Source organism: Amycolatopsis arida, assembly GCF_900115565.1.
In the GTDB taxonomy this organism is placed as follows: domain Bacteria; phylum Actinomycetota; class Actinomycetes; order Mycobacteriales; family Pseudonocardiaceae; genus Yuhushiella; species Yuhushiella arida.
Map to the genome: position 1 here is coordinate 205,279 of NZ_FOWW01000003.1, position 19,923 is coordinate 225,201.

Sequence of the window (19,923 nt, forward strand, 5' to 3'; positions counted from 1 at the left end):
GTGTCCACCGACTCTCGTCGGTCGGGACCGGGGTCAGGCCCTGGCGGCCAGCAGCAGCTGCAGGTGGCAGAACAGGCGCTGGGCCGGGTCGGCCAGCTCGATCTCGCCCACGGCGGCGGCCCTGCGGACGCGGTACCGCAGCGTGTTCGGGTGGACGTGCACCGCGGCGGCCGCGGACCGGACGTCGCCCAGCGCGTCGAGGTAGGCCAGCAGCGAGGGCGCCAGCTCGGTACCGTGCTCGGCGTCGTGCGCGGTGAGCGCGGCGACCCCGGGGTCGCGCAGGTCCGGCCGGTCGGCCAGCAGGGCCAGCGTCTCGCCGAGCAGCACCTCGGCGCGCAGGTCGGCGATCGTGGCCACCCGCCCACCCGTCTCCCCCCACGGCCCAAATGGAGACGCTGTGCGCCACCGTGCTCGATCCCGGCCCATGACGTCGAGCACCCGGTCGGCGTCGGCGCGCGACTCGGGGACCTCGCCGAGCGTGCCGACCGGCGCGCCGATCCCGGCCCGCACCGGCCCGCCGGTCCGGCGGCGGAGCACGTCCACCACCTCCTCGGCGAGAGCGGTGAGCGCGGGCTCCACCCGCCGCGCCGGCACGTCCGGCAGCACCGCGTACACCCGCCGGCCGAGCGCGCCGACCAGCGCGGCCCGCCGGTACGCCGCCGCGTGCACCGCCACCACGTTCAGCGTCTCCACCCGGTGCAGCTCGCCGGCGGACTGGTCCGGCCCGGCCGGTCCGCCGAACGCCACCACCACCGCCGGCGCGCCGGGGTCGAGGCCGAGCTGCCCGGCGACCAGGTCCGCGCTGGCCTGCCCGGCGAGCAGCGCGGCGGCCAGGTCGCGCCGGTGCCGGCCGGGAGCCAGCTCGACACGGTGCCGCAGCAGGTAGCCGGCGGCCGTCCGCGCCGCACCGAGCAGCACGCTCTCCGCCCGCTCGGCGAACGCCTCGCGGCCCTCCTGCACCCAGATCACGCCGAGGTGGTGCGCCCCGGCGCGGATGCCTACGGCCAGCCTGCGCCGGATGCCGTGCTCGGGGTGCTCGGCGACGTGCACCACTTCCTCGCCGGCGCGCAGCCGCTGGTACACGCCCCACCGGCGGAGCATCGCGAGGTAGCTCTCCGGGCCGCGCCAGCCGAGGATGGACAGCCGGCGCAGCTCGTCCACCTCGTGCTCGTCGGAGCGGGAGTAGGCGAGCACGCGGTTGCCGGCGTCCTCGATGCTCACGATGCCGCCGGTGAGCACGGCGACCGTCTGCGCCAGGGCGAACAGGTCGGCGGGATCGTCGGCGCCGGCCTGCCCCGCGGCCAGCTCAGCGCCCTCCAGCACCTCCCGGACCAGGGTCTCCAGCTGCTCCCAGCGCACCTTCGGCCGCACCGCGAGCAGCGCGACACCGACGTCGGCGGCCGCCGCGCGCAGGGTGGCGACGTCGCCGTCCCGGTCGACCTTCACCGCGACGGCCGTGGCCCCACCGGCCGCGGCCGCGCGGACCGGCCGGACCGCGGCGCGACCCCTGGCGCCGACGACGAGGACCAGCTCGTCCGGATAGCCACCGGCCGCGTCGTCCGGGTCGAGGATGGCCACGCCGCGCACCGGCGCGTCCAGGCCGGAGGCGGGGACGTCCAGGTCGACCAGCGGCTCGCCGACGGCCACCAGCAGCTGGCGCAGGGTCGTGCCGCGCGCCTCCCGCTGGTCTGCCCACTGGCCAGCGCGCTCGTTGTCCGATCGACCAACCATCACCCCGAAACATTAGCCGATCGGACAAGCCGGCGCGGTGCGGCGCTGCCTAGCGTGAGCGGGAACGACCCGCTGGCGGAAAGGCATCCCGAATGGACGCGATCACCACCACGCCCACCCCGCGCAACGAGCCCGTGCGGGACTACGCCCCCGGCTCCCCCGAGCGGGCGAGCCTGGCGGCGGCGCTGACCGAGCTGGCCGGCCGGCGGCACGAGCTCACCCTCACCATCGACGGTGAGCAGCGGATGGGTGGCGGCCGGGAGATCGACGTCGTGCAGCCACACCGGCACGGGCACGTGCTGGGCACCCTGCGCAACGCGACCCAGGAGGACGCGAAGGCCGCGATCGAGGCGGCGCTGCGGGCCGGCCGGGAGTGGCGGCGCATGCCGTTCGACGAGCGGGCCGCGGTGCTGCTGCGCGCGGCCGACCTGCTCTCCGGCCCGTGGCGGGACACCCTCAACGCCGCCACCATGCTCGGCCAGTCGAAGACCGTCGTGCAGGCCGAGATCGACTCCGCGTGCGAGCTGGCCGACTTCTGGCGGTTCAACGTGCACTACGCGCGGCGGATCCACGAGGAGCAGCCGAACAGCGCGCCGGGCACCTGGAACCGGCTGGACTACCGGCCGCTGGAGGGCTTCGTCTACGCGATCACGCCGTTCAACTTCACCGCGATCGCCGGGAACCTGCCCACCGCGCCCGCGCTGATGGGCAACGCCGTGGTGTGGAAGCCGTCGCCGACGCAGACGCTGGCCGCGCACCTCACCATGCGGCTGCTCGAGGAGGCCGGCCTGCCGCCGGGGGTGATCAACCTGGTCACCGGCGACGGGCTCGCCGTGTCCGAGGTGGCGCTGGCCGACCCGGCGTTGGCCGGGCTGCACTTCACCGGCTCGTCGCGGACCTTCCAGCACCTGTGGGCCACCGTGGGCGCCAACATCGCCACCTACCGCACCTATCCCCGGCTGGTCGGCGAGACCGGCGGCAAGGACTTCGTGCTCGCCCACCCCAGCGCCGACCTCGACGTGCTGCGCACCGCGCTGGTCCGCGGCGCCTTCGAGTACCAGGGGCAGAAGTGCTCCGCGGCGTCGCGGGCGTTCGTCCCGCGCTCGGTGTGGACCCGGCTCCGCGACGACCTGGTGTCCGAAGTGGAGTCGCTGGCGATGGGCGATGTCACCGACTTCCGCAACTTCCTCGGCGCGGTGATCGACCGGCGCAGCTTCGACCGGCTGGTCGCCGTGCAGCGACAGGCGCACGAGGACCCGACGCTGAAGGTCGTCGCCGGCGGCACCGCCGACGGCGACGAGGGCTACTTCGTTCGGCCCACCGTCGTGGTCGGCAGCGACCCGACGCACGAGGTGTTCACCACCGAGTTCTTCGGCCCCTTCCTGGCCGTGCACGTCTACGACGACGCCGACTTCGACCGGGTGCTGGAGAAGGTCGACAGCGGCGCCGCGTACGGGCTGACCGGCGCGGTGATCGCCACCGACAGGACGGCGATCACGCGAGCCAGCGAGGCACTGCGGTTCACCGCTGGCAACTTCTACGTCAACGACAAGCCGACCGGCGCGGTCGTCGGGCAGCAGCCGTTCGGCGGCGCCAGGGCGTCCGGCACCAACGACAAGGCCGGCTCGATCTACAACCTGCTGCGCTGGGTCAGCCCGCGCACGATCAAGGAGACCTTCGTCCCGCCGGTGTCCACCGGCTACCCGCACCAGCAGTAGGGGAGTCCCGCCATGCTCCTGTCGCCCCAGCTCCGTTCCGCCCTGCTCGCCGCGGCCGGGTCGCCGACGTGCCGGTCCCTGGTCGAGAACACGGGTGCGCTGCGGCCGATCGTCGACCGCTTCGTGGCCGCCCCGGACGTCGACGGCGCGGTCCGGGTGGCCGCCGAGCTCGCCACCGACCGGCTGGTGTCACTGGACCACCTCGGGGAGGACACCACCGACCGGGACCGGGCCGACGCGACCGTCGACGCCTACCGCGAGCTGCTGACCCGGCTCGGCGGGGCGGGGCTGGCCGACCGGGCCGAGGTCTCGGTGAAGCTGTCCGCGCTCGGCCGGGCGCTGCCGGTGGACGGGGAGAAGATCGCGCTGGACAACGCGCGGCGGGTCTGCGCGGCCGCGGCCGAGGTGGGCACCGCGGTGACCGTGGACATGGAGGACCACACCACCACCGACGTCACCCTCGCCATCGTCCGCGACCTGCGGGTGGACTTCCCGGAGACGGGCGCCGTGGTGCAGGCGTACCTGCGGCGCACCGAGGCCGACTGCGCCGACCTCGCCGGGCCAGGGTCGCGGGTACGGCTGTGCAAGGGCGCCTACGCCGAGCCGCGCTCGGTGGCGTTCACCGAGAAGGCCGACGTGGACGCCTCCTACGTGCGCTGCCTCAGGGTGTTGATGGCCGGCGAGGGCTACCCGATGGTCGCCACGCACGACCACCGGCTGGTGGAGATCGCCGAGCATCTCGCGCTGCGCGCCGGCCGCACCAACGCCAGCTACGAGCTGCAGATGCTGTACGGGGTGCGGCCGCGGCTGCAGGAGGCACTCGCCGCGCGCGGGCTGCGGATGCGGGTGTACGTGCCCTACGGCGGCGAGTGGTACCCCTACTTCACGCGCCGGCTCGCCGAGCGCCCGGCCAACCTGGCCTTCTTCGCCCGCTCCCTCGTCGGCCGCACCTGAGCCTCAGCTGGTGGTCACCGCGTCGCGGATCTCGCGGCTGCCGACCGTGCTGTTGCGGGCGCAGTGCGCGCAGCAGAAGAAGTGGCCGTCGACCTGCACCCCGTGGCCGACCACCCGGCACTGGCAGTGCTCGCAGATCGGGGCGAGCTGGTGGATGGCGCACTCGAACGAGTCGAAGGTGTGCGCGGCGCCGTCCCTGGTGCGCACCTCGAAGGCGAGGTCGTACTCGTTGCCGCAGACTTCACAGGTACCCATAGTCGGTTGCCTCCCTGCCTCGGGCGGGTCCAGCCGGATGCACGGATAGGCATTCCCGCATGGGTGGGCGCCAAACTCACCGTCCGGTGAACCGGGCCTCCCTGCGCTCCACGAAGCTCCGCACGCCCTCCTCGGCGTCCTCGCTGCCGAGGATGCCCGGCAGCAGGCCGCGCAGGTGCTCCGCGGCGGCCCGCTCGGCGTCGGCGCGCAGCGCGACCCGCGCGTTGGCCAGGGTGCCCTGGACCCCCAGCGGCGCCTGGGCGGCGACCAGCCGGGCCAGCTCGACCGCCCGGTCGAGCTGGCGGCCGGCCGGGACGACCTCCTGGACCAGGCCGATCCGGTGCGCCTCGGCGGCGCCGAACTCCTCGCCGGTGAGCAGGAAGCGCATGGCGTTGCCCCAGCCGAGCTGGGCCGGGGCACGCAGGGTGGCGCCGCCGAAGGGCAGGATGCCGCGGCCGACCTCGAGCTGGCGGAACCGCACGTCGTCGGCCGCCACCACGATGTCGCTGGCCAGCGCGAGCTCGATGGACAGCGTGAAGGCGATGCCCTGCACGGCGAGCACGACCGGCTTGCCCACCGGCTCCTTCCACAGCCCGAACGGGTCGTGCCGGCCGGCGCCGGAGAGCGCCTCGGGGCCGTGCTCGCTGACCGCGGGGAACACGTCGGCGAGGTCGAGCCCGGCGCAGAAGTGGTCGCCGTGGCCGAACACCACGCCGACCCTGGCCTCGGAGTCGTCGGCCAGCCGGTCGTAGGCCGCGCCGACCTCCTCGATCGTCCGCCGGTCCCACGCGTTGCGCTTCTCGGGTCGGTTGACCCCGATGAGCAGGACATGGCCGTCGCGCTCGACGCTGACCCGGTCGGACATGGCGCTCCTAAGGCTACTGGTCGGTAACTTTCCCTTCACTGTAGCCGCGCGCCGGCCGACTTCGCCAGGCGCGGTCAGCGGGTGGGCACGAGGACGACCTTGCCGGCCGTGGCCCTCGACTCCAACGCTCGATGCGCGGCGGCCGCCTCGGCCAGCGGGAACGGCTCGTTGACCAGCGGCTCCCACTCGCCGGCGGCGAGCCCGGCCAGCGCCTCGGCGGCCATCGGGTACAGCCCGCCCGGCTGGCGCAGCAGCCGAGGGCCGATCGCCCACGACGCGGTGAGCCCGCGGGAGGCGAGGATGTCGGTGCTCACCTGGGTCGGCTCACCGGCGGACCAGCCGAACAGCAGGATCCGGCCGCCGACGCCGAGCAGCTCCAGGGCGAACCGGCCGACCGCGCCGCCGACGCCGTCGAGCACCACGGTCACCTCGCGATCGCCCAGCTCGGCGCGCACCGCGCCGGGCCACGCCGGGTCGGTGTAGTCGACGCCGACCACCCCGAGCTTGCGCACCAGGGCGACCTTGTCCTCGCCACCGGCGAGGCCGATCGCGGTGGCGCCGACGTTGCGGGCGTGCTGCACCAGCAGGCCGCCGATGCCGCCGGCGGCGGCCGGGACGAGGACCACGTCGGCGGCGGTGAGCTGGGCGAAGCGCAGGATGCCGACCGCCGTGCGGCCGGTGCCGACCATGGCCACGGCCGCGGTGAAGGGGACGTGGTCGGGCAACTCGTGCAGGGCGGCGACGTCGGCGACGGCGAGCTCGGCGTAGCCGCCGCTGCCACCGGGTCCGAGATGAACCACGACACGCCGGCCCAGCCAGCGCTCCGGTACGCCGGGGCCGAGGGCGTCGACCACCCCGGCGACCTCGCGGCCCGGGGTCATCGGCAGCTCCGGCAGCGGGAACGGACCCCCGGACGTTCCCGAGCGGATGGTGGTGTCGAGGAGGTGCACCCCGGCCGCGGCGACGGCGACCCGGACCTGCCCCGCACCGGGGCTCGGGTCGGGCATCTCCTCGTAGCGGAGCTCCTCCGGCCCACCGAAGGCGTACTGGCGAATGGCGTGCATGCGGTCTCCCGTGCTCGTCGCGTCGCGCGGCCCATGGCCCGCTCGTGTCGCCCGCGACGCTATGACCTCGAGTTGACTGGATGTCAACGGCTCGGTGACGTTGCCGGCCAACACGACGACGGGGCGGGCAAACACGCGGACACGGCAGGAGCTGTCGTGTCCGCGCGTCATGTACGGGTGTCGGCGCCGCGCGACGCGGACACGCGTGCACAGCGCGCGGACACGTGTGCACGGGGCGCGGACACGTGTGCACAGAGCGCGGACACATGTGTCGGCGGGTCGTCCTCAGTGGACGGTCAGGGCCTGGTACACGCCGTCGATGGCGCGCAGGACCCGGCGGCGGGCCTTCTCGAGGTCCGGCTGCCCGGCGTCCAGCCAGGCCATGATCGCCTCGATGGCCACGGTGGTCGCGAGGCCGGCCGCCCAGTCGGCCCACGCCTCGCTGTCGGCCTCGGCGGCCAGGTGCGGGCGCAGCGTCCTCGCCATGCCGGCCCGCAGCTGGTCGATGTCGCCGCGGAACTCGGGCTCCCGGACCGCGTGGTGGAACAGCAGCCGGAAGGCGTCCGGCTCGGCGGCGGCCCAGTCCATCATCGCCGGCACCGTCTCCTCGCTCAGCCCGCCCCGCGCCGTGGCCGCGGCGTGCAACCGCTCGGCCGCGCGGTCGATCACCGCCTGGTACAGCTCGGTCTTCGACGCGAAGTGCCGGTAGAGGATCATCCGGGTCACCCCGGCCTCGGCGGCGATGTCGTCCAGGCTCGTGGCGGTGAACCCGCCGGACCGGGCGAACGCCGTGGTCGCGGCGTCGAGGATCTGCTCGCGGCGCTCCGGCCGCCGCATCCGCCGCACCGGCCGACCCTCCTGCCGTTCCTGCTCAGGACGCTGTACCGGCATCGTCTCCCGATCGTCTGAGGGCGGGACGCGTCGAGTGTACGGACCCCTTTTGTATACCTTGTGGTATATATCCTTGAGTCTACTACGGGAGGCGACGATGCCCATCGACCTCGCGGTCCGCGCGGACGGGCTGCGCAAGAGATTCGGCTCCACCACCGCGCTCGACGGCGTCGACCTCGCGGTGCCGAGGGGCACGGTGCACGGCCTGCTCGGCCCGAACGGCGCCGGCAAGTCCACGGTGGTGCGGATCCTGGCGACACTGCTGCGTCCGGACGGCGGCCGGGCCGAGGTCGGCGGCGTCGACGTCGTGTGCGAGCCGATGGCCGTGCGGTACCGGATCGGGCTCACCGGTCAGCACTCCGCGGTGGACGAGGTGCTCAGCGCGCGGGCGAACCTCGAGCTGTTCGGCCGGCTCTACCACCTGGGCGCGCGGGCCGCCCGGCGGCGGGCCGACGAGCTGCTGGAGCAGTTCGGGCTGGCCGCCGACGCCCACCGGCCACCGAGGACGTTCTCCGGGGGAATGCGCCGGCGGCTGGACCTCGCCGCCAGCTTCGTCATGGCGCCGCCGGTGCTGTTCCTCGACGAGCCGACCACCGGACTCGACGCGCGGCACCGGGCCGGAGTCTGGGCGGCCGTGCGCGCGCTGGTGGCGGGCGGCAGCACCGTCCTGCTCACCACCCACTACCTCGACGAGGCCGACCAGCTCAGCGACCGGATCTCGGTGATCGACCGGGGACACGTCGTCGCGGAGGGCACGCCGGACGAGCTGAAGGCCGCGCTCGGCGCCGACCACGTCGACGTCGTCCTCACCGAGCCGGCCGACCTCGGCAGGGCGGCCGGCATGGTCGCCGAGGTGACCGGCGCGGTGCCCGACGTCGACCACGCCGCCGGCCGGCTCACCGCCCCGGTGCGCGACCGGGTGCGGGCGCTGGCCGGCACGCTGCGGGTGCTGGAGTCGGCGGGTGTGGGGGTGCGGGACATCGGCCTGCGCCGGCCCACGCTCGACGAGGTGATCGTGAGCCTCACCGGCCGGCAGGAGGTGCCCGCGTGAACCCACCGGCCCACTCGCCGCCCTGGTCGGCCCGGCCGCGCTGGGCGGCGGTCGACGGCTGGCTCATGACCCGCCGCAATCTCACCTACTGGCTGCGCTCACCCGAGGAGGTCGTCGGCGGCCTGGCGTTCCCGATCGTGTCCGTGCTGCTGTTCGGCTACGTCTTCGGCAGCGCGATCACCGTTCCCGGCGACGGGAGCTACCGGGAGTTCCTGCTGCCCGGTCTGTTCGGCATGACCATGGTGTTCGGCGTCGTGATTACCGCCAGCGCGATGGCGGCCGACACCGCGCGCGGGGTGACCGACCGGTTCCGGTCCATGCCCATCGCGCCGTCGGCCGTGGTGACCGGCCGCTGTGCCGCGGACATGCTGCGGGCCGCCGCCGACCTTGCCGCGCTGGTCGGGTGCGGGCTGCTCGTCGGGTGGCGGGCCCATGGCGGCCTCGGGGCGATCCTCGCGGCGATCGGGCTGTTGCTGCTGCTCCGGTTCGCGCTGATCTGGGTGGGCATCTACCTGGGTTTGCGGTTGCGCACCCCGGAGAGTGTGAGCGTGCTGATCCCGCTGGTGCTGCCGGTCAGCATGATCGCCAACGCGTTCGTGGCGCCGGCGTTGATGCCGGCGTGGCTGGGCTTCGTGGCCGACCTGAACCCGACGTCGGCCACGGTCGCGGCGACCCGCGAGCTGTTCGGCAACCCCGCGGTGGCCGGGGAGACGTGGTTCGCGCGGCACTCGCTGTTGCTGGCGGTGCTGTGGCCGGTGGTCCTCGTGGCGGTGTTCTTCCCGCTCTCCGTGCGCCGCTACCGGAACCTCTCCACATGACTTCCCGGCAGGACCGACCGGCGGGCGCCGGGCCGACCGGGGTGCGGGAGCGCGAGCCGGCGCTGGACGTGCTGCGCGGCTTCGCGCTGTTCGGGATCCTGGTGGCCAACGTCGGGCGTTCGTGCACCCGGGCTACCCGTACGCGACGCCGGAGCAGCACGGGCTGGACGCGGTGACCCGGTGGCTGGTCGCGTTCGGCTTCGAGGCGAAGTTCTACGTGCTGTTCGGGTTCCTGTTCGGCTACGGGCTCGCGCTGCAGCTCGGCCGGTCGGCGGACGGGCTGGGTGGGCGGATGGCGCGGCGGTTGCCGCTGCTGTTCGCGCTCGGCGCGCTGCACGGGGTGCTGCTGTTCTCCGGCGACATCCTGATGATCTACGCGATCGCCGGCGCGGCGCTGGTGCTGCTGCGTCGGGTGTCGGTCCGGCAGGCGGTGTGGCTCGGCGTTGGCCTGTTCGGGCTCGTGGCCGCGTTCTTGCTGCTGGCCGTGGTCACCGGGGACTCGGGTCCCGGTGCTCCCGCGGCGGATCCCGAGCAGGTGGCGCGGAACTACCGCGGCGGGTTCGCCGAGGTCGTGGGCCAGCGGGTGGCGGACCTGGCGTACGGGATGTCCGAGTGGCCGGTGATCGTGCCGATCGTGCTCGGATACTTCCTGTTCGGGTTGGCCGCGGGCAAGGCCGGGCTGTTGCACCGGCGGCGGATCGGGTCGCGGGCACTGGCCCGGGCCTGCGTGGTCGGCGCGCTGGTCGGGGTGCCCGCCGCCGCGGTGTACGCGTCCACTTCGGACGCCGAGGGCCGGCTGGGGCTGGCGATGGCCGGGCTCGGGTACTACACCGCGCCGGTGCTGACGGCGGCGTACGCGGCCGGGCTGCTGCTGCTCGGCCGGACCCGGTGGGGCCGCCGGCTGCACGCCGCGCTGGCGCCGGTGGGGCGGCTCGCGCTGACCAACTACCTCGGCGCGTCACTGGTGTGCGCGGTGGTGTTCACCGGGTACGGCCTCGCCCTGGCCGGCCGGGTCGGCCTCACCGTCGGGGTCCTCGTGGCGGTCGGGATCTACCTGGCGCAGGTGCCGCTCAGCCGGTGGTGGTCGCGGCGGCACGCGTTCGGTCCCGCCGAGTGGCTGCTCCGGTCGTTCACCTACCTGCGCCGGCAGCCCTGGCGCCGGCAGTCCTGGCGACCCCCGAACGGGTCGACAACGGAACGAATGGACCATCCGGTCACCTGAACCCCGCCGAAGTTGTCCACAGATTTCCACACCACCCTTCCGCGCCCCGGAAAACCGATAGAATCGAAATTGGGGGGGACCCCCGGGCCGTCGATCGGTTATTCGAAGCCTGGGCGGTGGATCGCGTTGTTCGGGGACCGGGCCGGTGGGCGCGTTGTCGGGGCCCGGGTCGATTCACAGGTTGTGGGGGCCGGGTCGGTGAGCCGCGTTTCTCCCGGCTGGTCGCCGCGGCGGGGGCGCCACGACCCGCGGCCGGATGGCTGTTGGGCAGCCGTTCGCGGCGACCATGTGACGTGTTTCCCACCGGCGAAGCACCGCGGCTCCGTAAGATCGGCCGCCGTGGCGAGCACCTCGGGGGCCCGGCATCCGGCCGGGACCAGGACGAACCGGTGGCACACCGTGCCGAGCGACCGGCTGGTGCTGGCGGTCGTGCACAACGTCACCGCCGCCACCAGGCTGCTCGACGTCCTTCCCGCCATCGTCGCCGACCCCCGGGTGCAGGTGGTGTTCACCTGTCCCGGGTCGAGCGCGTTCACCGCCGGCACCGAGGATTTCCTGCGCGACCGCGACGTCGCGGTGCTCGACTGGTCGGACGCCCGCGCCGCCCCGGCCGACCTCGCGGTCACCGCCAGCTTCGGCGGGGAACTGCACACCCTCCGCGCACCACTGCTCACCCTTCCGCACGGAATGGGATACAATAAGTACTTGGAAACCGGAAACCGGAAACCGGAAACCGGAAACCGGAAACCGGAAACCGGAAACCGGAAACCGGAAACCGGAAACCGGAAACCGGAAACCGGTCTTCGGGCTGTCGCCGGAGTGGTTGCTGGCCGACGGTGAGCCCATTCCCTCGGTGCTGGTGCTCTCCCACGAGGAGCAGCGCGAACGGCTGCGCTCGGCCTGCCCGCGCGCCGATGGCGTGGCCGTCGTCGCCGGTGACCCCTGCCTCGACCGGATGCTGGCCAGCCGCCCGCTGCGCGAGACCTATCGCCAGGCACTGGGCGTCGCCCCGCACCAGCGGCTGGTGATGGTGTCGTCGACCTGGGGCGGCGACTCGCTGCACGGCACCGACCCCCACCTCGTCCACCGCCTGGCCGCCCGGCTCCCGGTCGACACCCACCGGGTCGCGGTCGCCCTGCACCCGAACATCGTCCACGGCCACTCCCGGTGGCAGGTCGACGTGTGGCTCGCGGACTGCGCCCGCGCCGGCGTGCTCGTGCTGTCCGACGAGGACGCGTGGCGGGCCGCGCTGGTGGCCGCCGACGTCACCGTCGGCGACCACGGCTCGGTGACGTTCTACTCGGCGGCGCTCGGCACCCCGGTCCTGCTCGCCGCCGCGCCGGCCGGCGCCGTCGACCCCGACTCGCCGATCGGCCGGCTGCTCGCCACGGCCCCGAGGATCCGCGCCGCCGACGACCCACTCGCGCGGATCGAACGGGCCATCCGCGACCACGATCCCGCCGCGCTCGCCCCCATCACCGCGCTGGCGACCTCCTGCCCCGGCACGTCCCTGGAGCGGTTGCGCGAGGTCGTCTACCGCATGCTGGACCTGCACCCGCCGCCAGGACCGGTTCCCGCGCGGGCGCTGCCACTGCCGACCACCCCGGTACCGCGGCCGCGGGCCGTCCTGGCCCGCGCGGACGGCCTCCGCGCCACCGGCGAGTACGCCTCGGCCACGGTCAGCCGGTTCCCGGCCGTGTCCCTGCGCGCGCCCGACCTGATGCCGGCCGGCACGCACCTCGTCGTCGACGTGGACGAACCGGAGATCGGGCTGCTCGACCTCGCCGACGTCATCGTCCACACCGGACCAACACACCCGATGCCGTGGCTGACCGAGACGTTGCGCGCGCTGCCGGGGTGCCTGCTCGCCGTCGCCAGGGAGAACGGCGACCACTGGCTGCTCGGCACCGCCGGCGGCGCGCTGGTCCGGCTCACCACCGACGACCCGGTGGCGATCACGGCGCTGGTGCACGCGTGGCTCACCGCCGAGCGCCCGGTCGACCGGCTGCCGCGCCAGCTCCGGGTCATGGCCGGCGTCGAGCACGTGGCGGACGCGGTGGTGCTGCGGGCGCCGGTCACTCCGCGGCCAGCCGTGCCTCCACCGCGGCCGCCTGCGCGGTGAACCCGCGCAGCCGGTAGATGTCGAGCGCGTCCCGCAGGTGCGTGCGCGCCACCTCGGGCTCACCCCGGGCCAGCGCCAGGTCGGCCAGCGCCGTGCACACCTGGGCCCGCTCGAGGTGCCATGCGCCCGCGTCGGCGGCGGCCGCCGCGTCGGCGAGCGCGTCGGCCGCCTCGGCGAGCCGGCTCGGGTCCTCGATCAGCTTCCGGCCACGCCAGAGCGCGATCTTGGTCAGCGTGTAGCCCTCGTTGCCGTTCGACGCCAGGAGCCCGGCGCGGGCGAGGTCGAGCAACGCCACCGCCTCGGCGACCGGCTCGACCTTGGCCAGGTGGAAGCGCGCCATGGCGAGGCGCCGCTCCCCACCGATCCGCTCGGCCAGCGCGAGGTTGCGCCCCAGCAGCTCGGCGGCCTCGGCGCGGCGGCCCTGGTCCAGCCGCACGAGGCCGAGGGACTCGACCGCGGTGGCCTCGGCCTCGAGCGAGCCGGACCGGCGCGCCGCCTCCTCGGCGGCGGCGAAGCGCTCCGCGGCCTCGTCGAACCGCTCCCGCTGCCGGTAGGCGAAGCCGAGCTGGCAGCCGAGCACCGCCGCCCCGACGTCGGATCCCAGCTCCCGCGCGGCGGCAACGCCCATCTCGGCGGTGGCGGCCATGTCGTCGGCGAACTTGCCCTGGTCGTGCAACGGCCACAACGCGACGCCGAGCTGACAGACCCGTTCGTGCTCGCCCGCCCGGTACGCGGCCTCGACGGCGGCCCGCAGGTTGGCCCGCTCCGCCTCCATCCACCGGCGCGCCGTGTGCTCGCCGAACCCACCGGGTCCGATGTCGAGGTTCGGCCAGATCGCCTCGAACCAGCCGCGGCGGGGCATCCACGCCCGCGACGCGGCCACGGCGCGGCGGTGGTAGTGCCGCACGATCGCCGCGCGCAGCGACTCGGCGTTCACGCCGGCCGCCGCCCGGGCGTGCTGGCGGATCAGACCGGAGACGAGGTACCGGTCCTCGGTGGTCTCGACCACCAGCATGGCGCGCAGCAGGACCCGCAGCGCGTCGTCCACCTCGTCCGGCGACTCGCCCAGCGCGGCGGCGACGGTGTCCAGCGCCACGTCACCGCCGCCAGGGTGCACGCCGAGCACCTGGTAGCACCGCTGGGCCAGCGGGGGCAGCCGGTCGTGGGCGGCGTCGAACACCACGGTGAGCGAGAAGTCCTCGTCCCGGGACAGCTCGGGCAACGCCCGCTCCGCCCTGGCCAGCTTGGTGGCCAACCGGGCGATGGGGCGGTCCGGGAACTCGGCCAGCATCGCGCCCACGACGCACAGCGCGGCCGCCGAGCCACCGCAGAGGTCGACCAGGGTGGTCACCGCGTCGGGCTCGGCGGCGACCCGGTCCGCGCCGGCCATGCGGCCGAGCAGCAGGCGCGCGGAGTCGTCACTGAGCGGGTCGATGGTGACTTCCGCGGTGGACACGCGGGCCCGCAGCCCGCGGAGCTGCCCGGCCTCGACGACCAGCACCGCGGACGGGCCGGGACCGGGCAACAGGGGAACGACCTGGCTGGCCAGCACCGCGTCGTCGATGATCAGGGCGATGGCCTTGCCGGCGGTGAACGACTGCCACACCGCCACCCGGCCGTCCAGGCTGGCCGGGATCTGCGACTCGGCGAAGCCGTGCCAGGTGAGCAACTCCCGCAGGGCCTCCCTGGTGCGGTCGGCGCCGCCACCGCCGAGTCGCACGACGAGGTGACCGTCGGCGTAGCGGTCGCGGTGGTGGTGGACCCAGGTGGTGGCCAGGCTGCTGCGACCGCTGCCGGGCGCACCGCGGATGACGGCGACGCACGGGCCGTCGCCGGCGCGGAGCAGAATGTCGTCCAGTTTTGCCAGTTGCGGCTCGTTGTTGGTGTAGTGGGCCGGCGGCGGCAGCACCATCCGCGGCGGCGGGACCGGTCGTTCCGGGACGTGATAGTGCGTGTGCACGTCGCCGTGTACGTCGCGTGCCTGGAACACCGTGTGTGCCTCGCCGTCGAACCGGTTGGACATGTCCGGCACGTGCTCGCCCACGAACGCTCCCCACCCGAGTGGCCTGAACCAGGCCAGGTTACCGCAAATTGTGGGAACGAAGCGGGGGTGCGTGGTACGAAAGGCCCATCGGGACCAAGTCCCCATACTGGCACGCCAAGTCCGCGTCGTCCCCCGCCCACGTTCGGTGGTATTCTCCCCGAACAGAATGTTCCCACCTCGGCATTCCGCGCCGAGACGTCGGACAAGGAACCAGGAAGGACCTCAATGGCACAGAAAGTGGTCGTCGAACTGATCGACGACATCGACGGCACGGAGGCCGCGGAGACGGTCGAGTTCGGGCTCGACGGGGTGACCTACCAGATCGACCTGTCCGAGGAGAACGCCGAGGAGCTCAGGGAAGCGCTGGCGCAGTACATCGAGCACGCGCGCAGGGCCGGTGGGCGGAAGCGGGCCGCGGGGGGCCGCAACGGGCAGCGCACACCGATCGACCGGGAGCAGAACCAGGCCATTCGGGCGTGGGCGCGGGAGAACGGATACGAGATCTCCGACCGTGGCCGCATTCCCAGCGAGGTGGTCGAGGCCTATCACGCCGCGAACAACACCAACGGGAAGAAGCGCTGACACCTCGCGCGGCCGATCGCGTCGCCGACCCTCCACGGCGGAGCAAGGGGAGACGGCAGCCGCTCGTGTTCGCGTAGCACGTTTGCGTGGCCCGGGTGCGGTATGTGTCGGAGGGTCGCCGCGCAGCGTGTGCCGCGGTGTTTCCAGGGAGCACGTGCGTCCTCGGTGTTCCGGCGTCTACGGTCGGTCCCGGCACCTCTCACCGCCACACACATCAAGTTCTCTCGAGTCGGCACCCCACCTGCGCCAACCGCCCAGTTCGTTGGCTTCGACTTTCCGCGGCCATCCCGGGCGACGAGATGCGGGCAGCCACGTCGATTCGCGCATCGGGCTTCGTCCGTCGACGTGCCTTCTGCCGTGAGCGGTCTCGTCGCGGCCCGCCGGGTGCGCCCGGTCGGACCCACTGTCGTCGACTCGGGGCGGCACGGGACCATCCGGAGAGTCCCGGAGCCGCCCGCTAGACTCCGGGGTGCGGGCCGTTAGCTCAATTGGTAGAGCTGCGGACTTTTAATCCGTAGGTTCTGGGTTCGAGCCCCAGGCGGCCCACTCGCGAGTGGGCGAGGTGTGCTCGCGAAGGGCGCTCGCCTCGCTCGCTCGTCGTGTCGTCTGGGGGTGCAACCCCCAGACCCCGCCCGGGGACACGCCCCCGGACCCCCACTGCGGTTGCGCTGGCATGGTTCGCATGCTGACGCGTCAGGCCCACCAAATCCTCACGTCAGAGCCACCGCAGGGGGACACCTCCAAGATCAGCCCACAGGTTTCCCACAGGAAACGTGGTCCGACCGTCGAAGTCCCGGAACAGCGTCCCCGCGATCCAGCCCCGAGCCCGCGTGGCCCATCGCGCCCTGCCTCGCCCGGTCAGCCAGGGACCGGGTGGTCAGGTAGAGGCACTTCAGGGTGGCCTGTTTCCTTCGCGGCGGCTCGGTCGGGGCGTGTAGACAGGCCGCGCGTCGCGGGCCTTCACGTGGATCGCGTCGACGAAGATCACCTGGCAGACGCTTGATCAGACAGTCCGCTTCCTGGTCAGGTGGGCACGAGTCGTGGGCACGGTCAAACCTTTCGTCGAGCCGGTGCGACAGCGGCATTGATCATGCTTCGGACGACGATGTGGTGGAATGGCCGGACGATCGCGAAGTACAGGCGCCCGGTCCAGCGCCGGTAGCGGACGACAGTGGTGGTGTGTACGCGTTCCGCGGCGGGTTCCGCGACGACGGCCAGGTATCCGACCAGGTGGGTGTCCCCAGCCTCCAGCAGCAGGAACCTGTCCTCCTCGGCCGCGAGGACGGTGAAGAACCCGACCTTGCTCCCGGGCGCGAACTTGATCTCCTCGGGACGCACCTGCATCTCGGGGACGTGCGTTTCGCGCAGCCGCAGCGCGGTGGCGAGCACAGCCCTGGCCCGCCACAGGAGCCGTATCCACACCGGTTGCCAGCTCAGCGCGGCGGCGACGAACTCCCGCAGCGGCACGGTGGTGTGCACGGTCTTGGTGTCGACGTGATCGGCACCAACAAGGAGTCGTTCGAGCTCAGGTGCGGTCATCGGGGGCCTCTCCCTTCGAGTGTGTGCCGAGTCGCAGCAGCTGACGGAACAGCCTGTGCAAATCGTCGGGTTTGACCGGCGGCACGAGGTGCCCGGCACCGATCACCGTCAGGTAGAGCAGGTCGGCTAGATCCGCGGCCGTCTCCGCGTCGATGTCCAGGCCGGTGGTCAGCGACCGCAGGTAGTCGAACCGCGTCCGGTCGACCCGCTGCTGGATGCGCCGGGCCTCGTCGTCCTGTAGCGCCCAGGCCCGCATGCCGACCTCGAGCTCGGGACCGGTCTCGTGTTCCGCGGACGCCACGAGATCGGCGAGGTGTTCAAGCTTGGCCATCGGGGTCGCGGCCGGGCCGCCCTCGACCTCGTCGATGAGCCGGGTGGTGAACGCGGTCTCGAAGTGCTCCAACAGCGCCGTCCGGTACCCCCGCATGCCTCGGAAGTGGTGGTAGAAGGAGCCCTTCGTCACGCCGAGCCGCTGGCAGAGCCGTTCGATCGTGATGGACGGTGCGCCGAGCTCGGCCAGGATCGCCAAGCCCTCGTCGAGCCATTCCCGCCTACTTGCCATACCAACCCGCCCATTCCATACCGTTTGGTACGCGACCATACCCTACCGTATGGAATGGACGAGTGAGTTGGTCGTCACCGGCCGCCATGCCTCGCCGCGCAACCGGCTGGATCCTGACCTCAGGACCTTCAGCCGTGAGGGGTTCGTGCTCTGCAGCGTCAAGCTGGCGAAACTGCTGGTCAGCGTGCGAGCTCGGCGTTTGTACGTGTCTTGTATGCGGGGGCGTCAGTGTGCCCGCATGGTTCAGCCACCGGAATCACGGGCGACTCACACGAGACGCCGCCTGCTGGCGGCCGTGCCGGCGCTGGCCGTGTCGGCGTTGTTGGGCAAACCGGCCGTCGTCAGGGCCGAGGCGGCCGCGTTGGCCACGGTGGACATGGAGTTGGTGTTGCTCGCGTGCCAGGTGGATCCGCCGAAGGCGGGCACGGGCACAACGCCGGGTGCCGAGGCGCACGTGCTCGCGGTGGAGCAAGCGTTGCAGGCCAAGGGGCTGCTCGCCGCGGCGCAGACCGACGGGCACTACGGCACCTCGACCCTGGACGCGTACGCCGCGTGGCAGCGCAGTCTGGGATACACGGGACTCGACGCCAACGGCGTGCCCGGGCGCACCTCGCTGACCCAGTTGGGCTCCGGCCGGTTCGACGTGACACGCACGGTGGCGACCGGCTCCCGCACCGACTCCTACGGCGGCAAGCGGGTCAACACCCGAACCGCTGACATGCTGCGGGCCGCGGACAGCGCGCTCTCCTGGAGCCTGGTTCTGACCCAGGGCTCCTACACGTCGAGCAATCCCGGCTCCGCCGGCACCCACGACGGTGGTGGGGTGGTCGACATCAGCGTCAGCGGCCTGACGACCACTCAGCGATGGCACACCGTCCGCGCGCTGCGCACGGTGGGCTTCGCCGCGTGGCTGCGCACTCCCGATGACGGGTTCGCCTACCACATCCACGCCGCCGCGGTCTCCGACCCGGACATGTCCCGGCCGGCCCGCAACCAGATCCACGACTACTACTTCGGCAGGAACGGCCTGGCCAACCACGCCGCGGACAACACCCCGCAGGCTTACCGCGTGCCGTTCACCTGGTGGGAGAGGTACCGGCGCGGCTGAACACCACGGCGAGACGCTGCACCCCGCCCGCCGGTGATGGAACAGGTGCGACAACCACCACGGGCATGCACCGAAGCCGCCGCCGACCCCGTCGGTCACGCGCGAGCGCCTGGCGAGCCGGAGTCATCTCGTGACGGCGGCGGTCATCCGGTGGACGGCCTCGGTGATCAGCTCGGGCGAGGTCGCCAGGTTCATCCGGACGAAACCGGCGCCGCCGGTGCCGAAGTCCGGGCCGGAGTTCAGCGCGACCCGGCCGCGGCGCAGGAACACGGCGGCCGGATCGTCGCCCAGGTCGAGCGCCCCGCAGTCGAGCCACGCCAGGTAGGTGGCCTCCGCCGGTTCGTAACGCACGGCGGGCAGATGCTCGCCCAGCAGCTTGGCCAGCAGGCGGCGGTTGTCGTCGAGGGCGGCCAGCAGGGCGTCGAGCCAGTCGCCGCCGTCGCGAAGGGCCGCGGTGTGCGCGATGATGCCGACGTGGCTCGGGCCGTGGCTGACCACCTCGGGCATCCGGGCGAGGTCGCCGGCCGCGGCGGGGCCGGCGATCGCCAGGGCGGCCTTCAGCCCGGCCAGGTTCCACGCCTTGGACGCCGACATCAGCGACAGCCCGCTCTCCGCGCCCGGCACCGTCAGGTACGGCACGAAGGTGGCGCCCTCGGCCACGATCGGCGCGTGGATCTCGTCCGCCACGACGCGGACGCCGCGGGCTCGGGCCAACCGCGCGACCTCCGCCAGCTCGGCGGCGGTGTGCACCGTGCCGGTCGGGTTATGCGGGCTGCACAGCAGATACGCCGGCCGGCTCCCGCCCGCGAGCGCGCGCACGAACGCCGCGTCCAGCTCGGCGAAGTCGATCCGCCCTCCCGGGTCCAGCGGGGCCTCGACGACGGGACGCCCCATGCTCTCGATGAACTGGTAGAAGGGCGGGTAGACGGGGCAGTTGACGACCACGGGATCGCCCGGCCCGGAGACCAGCTTCAGCATCTCGACGACGCCCAGCATCACGTCGGGCACGATCGCGGTCCGCTCCACCGCGAACCCGTCCCAGCCCCACCGCGCGCGGGCGAACTCGGCCAGCGCCTCCGCGTACGCCGTCCCGACCGGATAGCCGGTGTCACCCAGCTCCACCGCCGCCACGATCGCCCGCGCGATCGGCTCGGCCAGCGGAACGTCCATCTCGGCCACCCACAGCGGCAGCACGTCGTCCGGATAGGTACGCCATTTCATGCTCGTCCGCCGCCGAAGCTGCTCGAGGGACAGCTGACGCAGCGGGTTGGCGTCGGCGTTGATGTCGCGAGGCACAGTGACCATGAGCCCCACGGTAGCCGGAGCGCCGTGCCGCGCTGTCGCTCGTGCTACCGCACCCGGACGAGACGCCGTGCACGGCCGCGGACGCCACAGCG

At 73.2% G+C, this 19,923-nt stretch carries 19 protein-coding genes and 1 tRNA gene; 11 read left to right on the forward strand and 9 right to left on the reverse strand.

Annotated elements, in window-relative coordinates:
* Window positions 1–33: 33 nt before the first annotated feature.
* Window positions 34–1,731 carry a PucR family transcriptional regulator gene (locus BM051_RS10340; RefSeq protein WP_092529866.1) on the reverse strand — a complete coding sequence of 566 codons (1,698 nt, stop codon included), beginning with the start codon at window positions 1,729–1,731 and terminating at the stop codon, window positions 34–36.
* A 92-nt stretch (window positions 1,732–1,823) separates the two neighbouring features.
* Here BM051_RS10340 and pruA point away from each other — a divergent pair, with 92 nt between their 5' ends.
* Both pruA and BM051_RS10350 read left to right on the forward strand, forming a co-directional pair.
* Window positions 1,824–3,449, forward strand: a complete 1,626-nt coding sequence (gene pruA, locus BM051_RS10345; RefSeq protein WP_092529867.1) for an L-glutamate gamma-semialdehyde dehydrogenase — start codon at window positions 1,824–1,826, stop codon at window positions 3,447–3,449.
* 12 nt (window positions 3,450–3,461) lie between these two features.
* Window positions 3,462–4,403, forward strand: a complete 942-nt coding sequence (locus BM051_RS10350) for a proline dehydrogenase family protein (protein ID WP_092529868.1) — start codon at window positions 3,462–3,464, stop codon at window positions 4,401–4,403.
* Between the two features lie 3 nt (window positions 4,404–4,406).
* On the opposite strand, the gene BM051_RS10355 is transcribed toward BM051_RS10350, so the two are convergent.
* From BM051_RS10355 to BM051_RS10370, 4 genes are all read right to left on the reverse strand, one after another.
* Window positions 4,407–4,658 carry a Prokaryotic metallothionein gene (locus BM051_RS10355; RefSeq protein WP_092529869.1) on the reverse strand — a complete coding sequence of 84 codons (252 nt, stop codon included), beginning with the start codon at window positions 4,656–4,658 and terminating at the stop codon, window positions 4,407–4,409.
* Between the two features lie 76 nt (window positions 4,659–4,734).
* Window positions 4,735–5,523, reverse strand: coding sequence for a crotonase/enoyl-CoA hydratase family protein (locus BM051_RS10360; protein WP_092529870.1), 789 nt, complete (start codon window positions 5,521–5,523; stop codon window positions 4,735–4,737).
* 74 nt (window positions 5,524–5,597) lie between these two features.
* On the reverse strand, window positions 5,598–6,587 hold the full coding sequence (locus tag BM051_RS10365; protein WP_092529871.1) for a zinc-binding dehydrogenase: 990 nt from the start codon (window positions 6,585–6,587) through the stop codon (window positions 5,598–5,600).
* A 285-nt stretch (window positions 6,588–6,872) separates the two neighbouring features.
* Window positions 6,873–7,478: a TetR/AcrR family transcriptional regulator gene (locus BM051_RS10370; RefSeq protein WP_092529872.1), complete on the reverse strand. Its 606-nt coding sequence runs from the start codon at window positions 7,476–7,478 to the stop codon at window positions 6,873–6,875.
* Between the two features lie 97 nt (window positions 7,479–7,575).
* Here BM051_RS10370 and BM051_RS10375 point away from each other — a divergent pair, with 97 nt between their 5' ends.
* The 6 genes from BM051_RS10375 (at window position 7,576) to BM051_RS10395 (ending at window position 12,691) form a co-directional block, all read left to right on the forward strand.
* Window positions 7,576–8,529 carry an ATP-binding cassette domain-containing protein gene (locus tag BM051_RS10375; RefSeq protein ID WP_092529873.1) on the forward strand — a complete coding sequence of 318 codons (954 nt, stop codon included), beginning with the start codon at window positions 7,576–7,578 and terminating at the stop codon, window positions 8,527–8,529.
* Window positions 8,526–9,347, forward strand: coding sequence for an ABC transporter permease (locus tag BM051_RS10380; RefSeq protein ID WP_341770791.1), 822 nt, complete (start codon window positions 8,526–8,528; stop codon window positions 9,345–9,347). The genes BM051_RS10375 and BM051_RS10380 overlap by 4 nt, the downstream gene beginning before the upstream one ends.
* Complete coding sequence (locus BM051_RS28410) at window positions 9,344–9,523, forward strand: hypothetical protein (RefSeq protein WP_134046104.1); 180 nt, start codon at window positions 9,344–9,346, stop codon at window positions 9,521–9,523. The genes BM051_RS10380 and BM051_RS28410 overlap by 4 nt, the downstream gene beginning before the upstream one ends.
* Window positions 9,469–10,569, forward strand: coding sequence for a DUF418 domain-containing protein (locus BM051_RS10385; protein ID WP_092529874.1), 1,101 nt, complete (start codon window positions 9,469–9,471; stop codon window positions 10,567–10,569). Before BM051_RS28410 ends, BM051_RS10385 begins: the two co-directional genes overlap by 55 nt.
* A gap of 399 nt (window positions 10,570–10,968) precedes the next feature.
* Window positions 10,969–11,409: a hypothetical protein gene (locus BM051_RS10390; protein ID WP_134046100.1), complete on the forward strand. Its 441-nt coding sequence runs from the start codon at window positions 10,969–10,971 to the stop codon at window positions 11,407–11,409.
* Window positions 11,393–12,691 carry a hypothetical protein gene (locus BM051_RS10395; protein ID WP_092529876.1) on the forward strand — a complete coding sequence of 433 codons (1,299 nt, stop codon included), beginning with the start codon at window positions 11,393–11,395 and terminating at the stop codon, window positions 12,689–12,691. The genes BM051_RS10390 and BM051_RS10395 overlap by 17 nt, the downstream gene beginning before the upstream one ends.
* On the opposite strand, the gene BM051_RS10400 is transcribed toward BM051_RS10395, so the two are convergent.
* A complete protein-coding gene (locus BM051_RS10400) occupies window positions 12,645–14,735 on the reverse strand; it encodes an ATP-binding protein (protein WP_092529877.1) in 2,091 nt (696 codons plus the stop codon). The two genes, BM051_RS10395 and BM051_RS10400, sit on opposite strands and share 47 nt — an antisense overlap.
* Before the next feature lie 225 nt (window positions 14,736–14,960).
* On the opposite strand from BM051_RS10400, the gene BM051_RS10405 reads away from it, so the two are divergent.
* Together BM051_RS10405 and BM051_RS10410 are read left to right on the forward strand one after the other, a co-directional pair.
* Window positions 14,961–15,317 (forward strand): histone-like nucleoid-structuring protein Lsr2, encoded by a 357-nt coding sequence (locus BM051_RS10405; RefSeq protein WP_092529878.1) that lies wholly within the window; start codon window positions 14,961–14,963, stop codon window positions 15,315–15,317.
* A 473-nt stretch (window positions 15,318–15,790) separates the two neighbouring features.
* Window positions 15,791–15,863, forward strand: a tRNA-Lys gene (locus BM051_RS10410).
* 504 nt (window positions 15,864–16,367) lie between these two features.
* On the opposite strand, the gene BM051_RS10415 is transcribed toward BM051_RS10410, so the two are convergent.
* Both BM051_RS10415 and BM051_RS10420 read right to left on the reverse strand, forming a co-directional pair.
* Window positions 16,368–16,856 carry a DUF2867 domain-containing protein gene (locus BM051_RS10415; RefSeq protein ID WP_092529879.1) on the reverse strand — a complete coding sequence of 163 codons (489 nt, stop codon included), beginning with the start codon at window positions 16,854–16,856 and terminating at the stop codon, window positions 16,368–16,370.
* Window positions 16,843–17,418, reverse strand: a complete 576-nt coding sequence (locus BM051_RS10420) for a TetR/AcrR family transcriptional regulator (RefSeq protein WP_243859471.1) — start codon at window positions 17,416–17,418, stop codon at window positions 16,843–16,845. The genes BM051_RS10415 and BM051_RS10420 overlap by 14 nt, the downstream gene beginning before the upstream one ends.
* A gap of 238 nt (window positions 17,419–17,656) precedes the next feature.
* Between BM051_RS10420 and BM051_RS10425 the strand changes: the two genes are divergently transcribed.
* Window positions 17,657–18,526, forward strand: a complete 870-nt coding sequence (locus BM051_RS10425) for a peptidoglycan-binding protein (protein WP_092529881.1) — start codon at window positions 17,657–17,659, stop codon at window positions 18,524–18,526.
* 123 nt (window positions 18,527–18,649) lie between these two features.
* On the opposite strand, the gene BM051_RS10430 is transcribed toward BM051_RS10425, so the two are convergent.
* Window positions 18,650–19,831 carry a MalY/PatB family protein gene (locus tag BM051_RS10430; protein WP_092530355.1) on the reverse strand — a complete coding sequence of 394 codons (1,182 nt, stop codon included), beginning with the start codon at window positions 19,829–19,831 and terminating at the stop codon, window positions 18,650–18,652.
* Window positions 19,832–19,923: the final 92 nt, after the last annotated feature.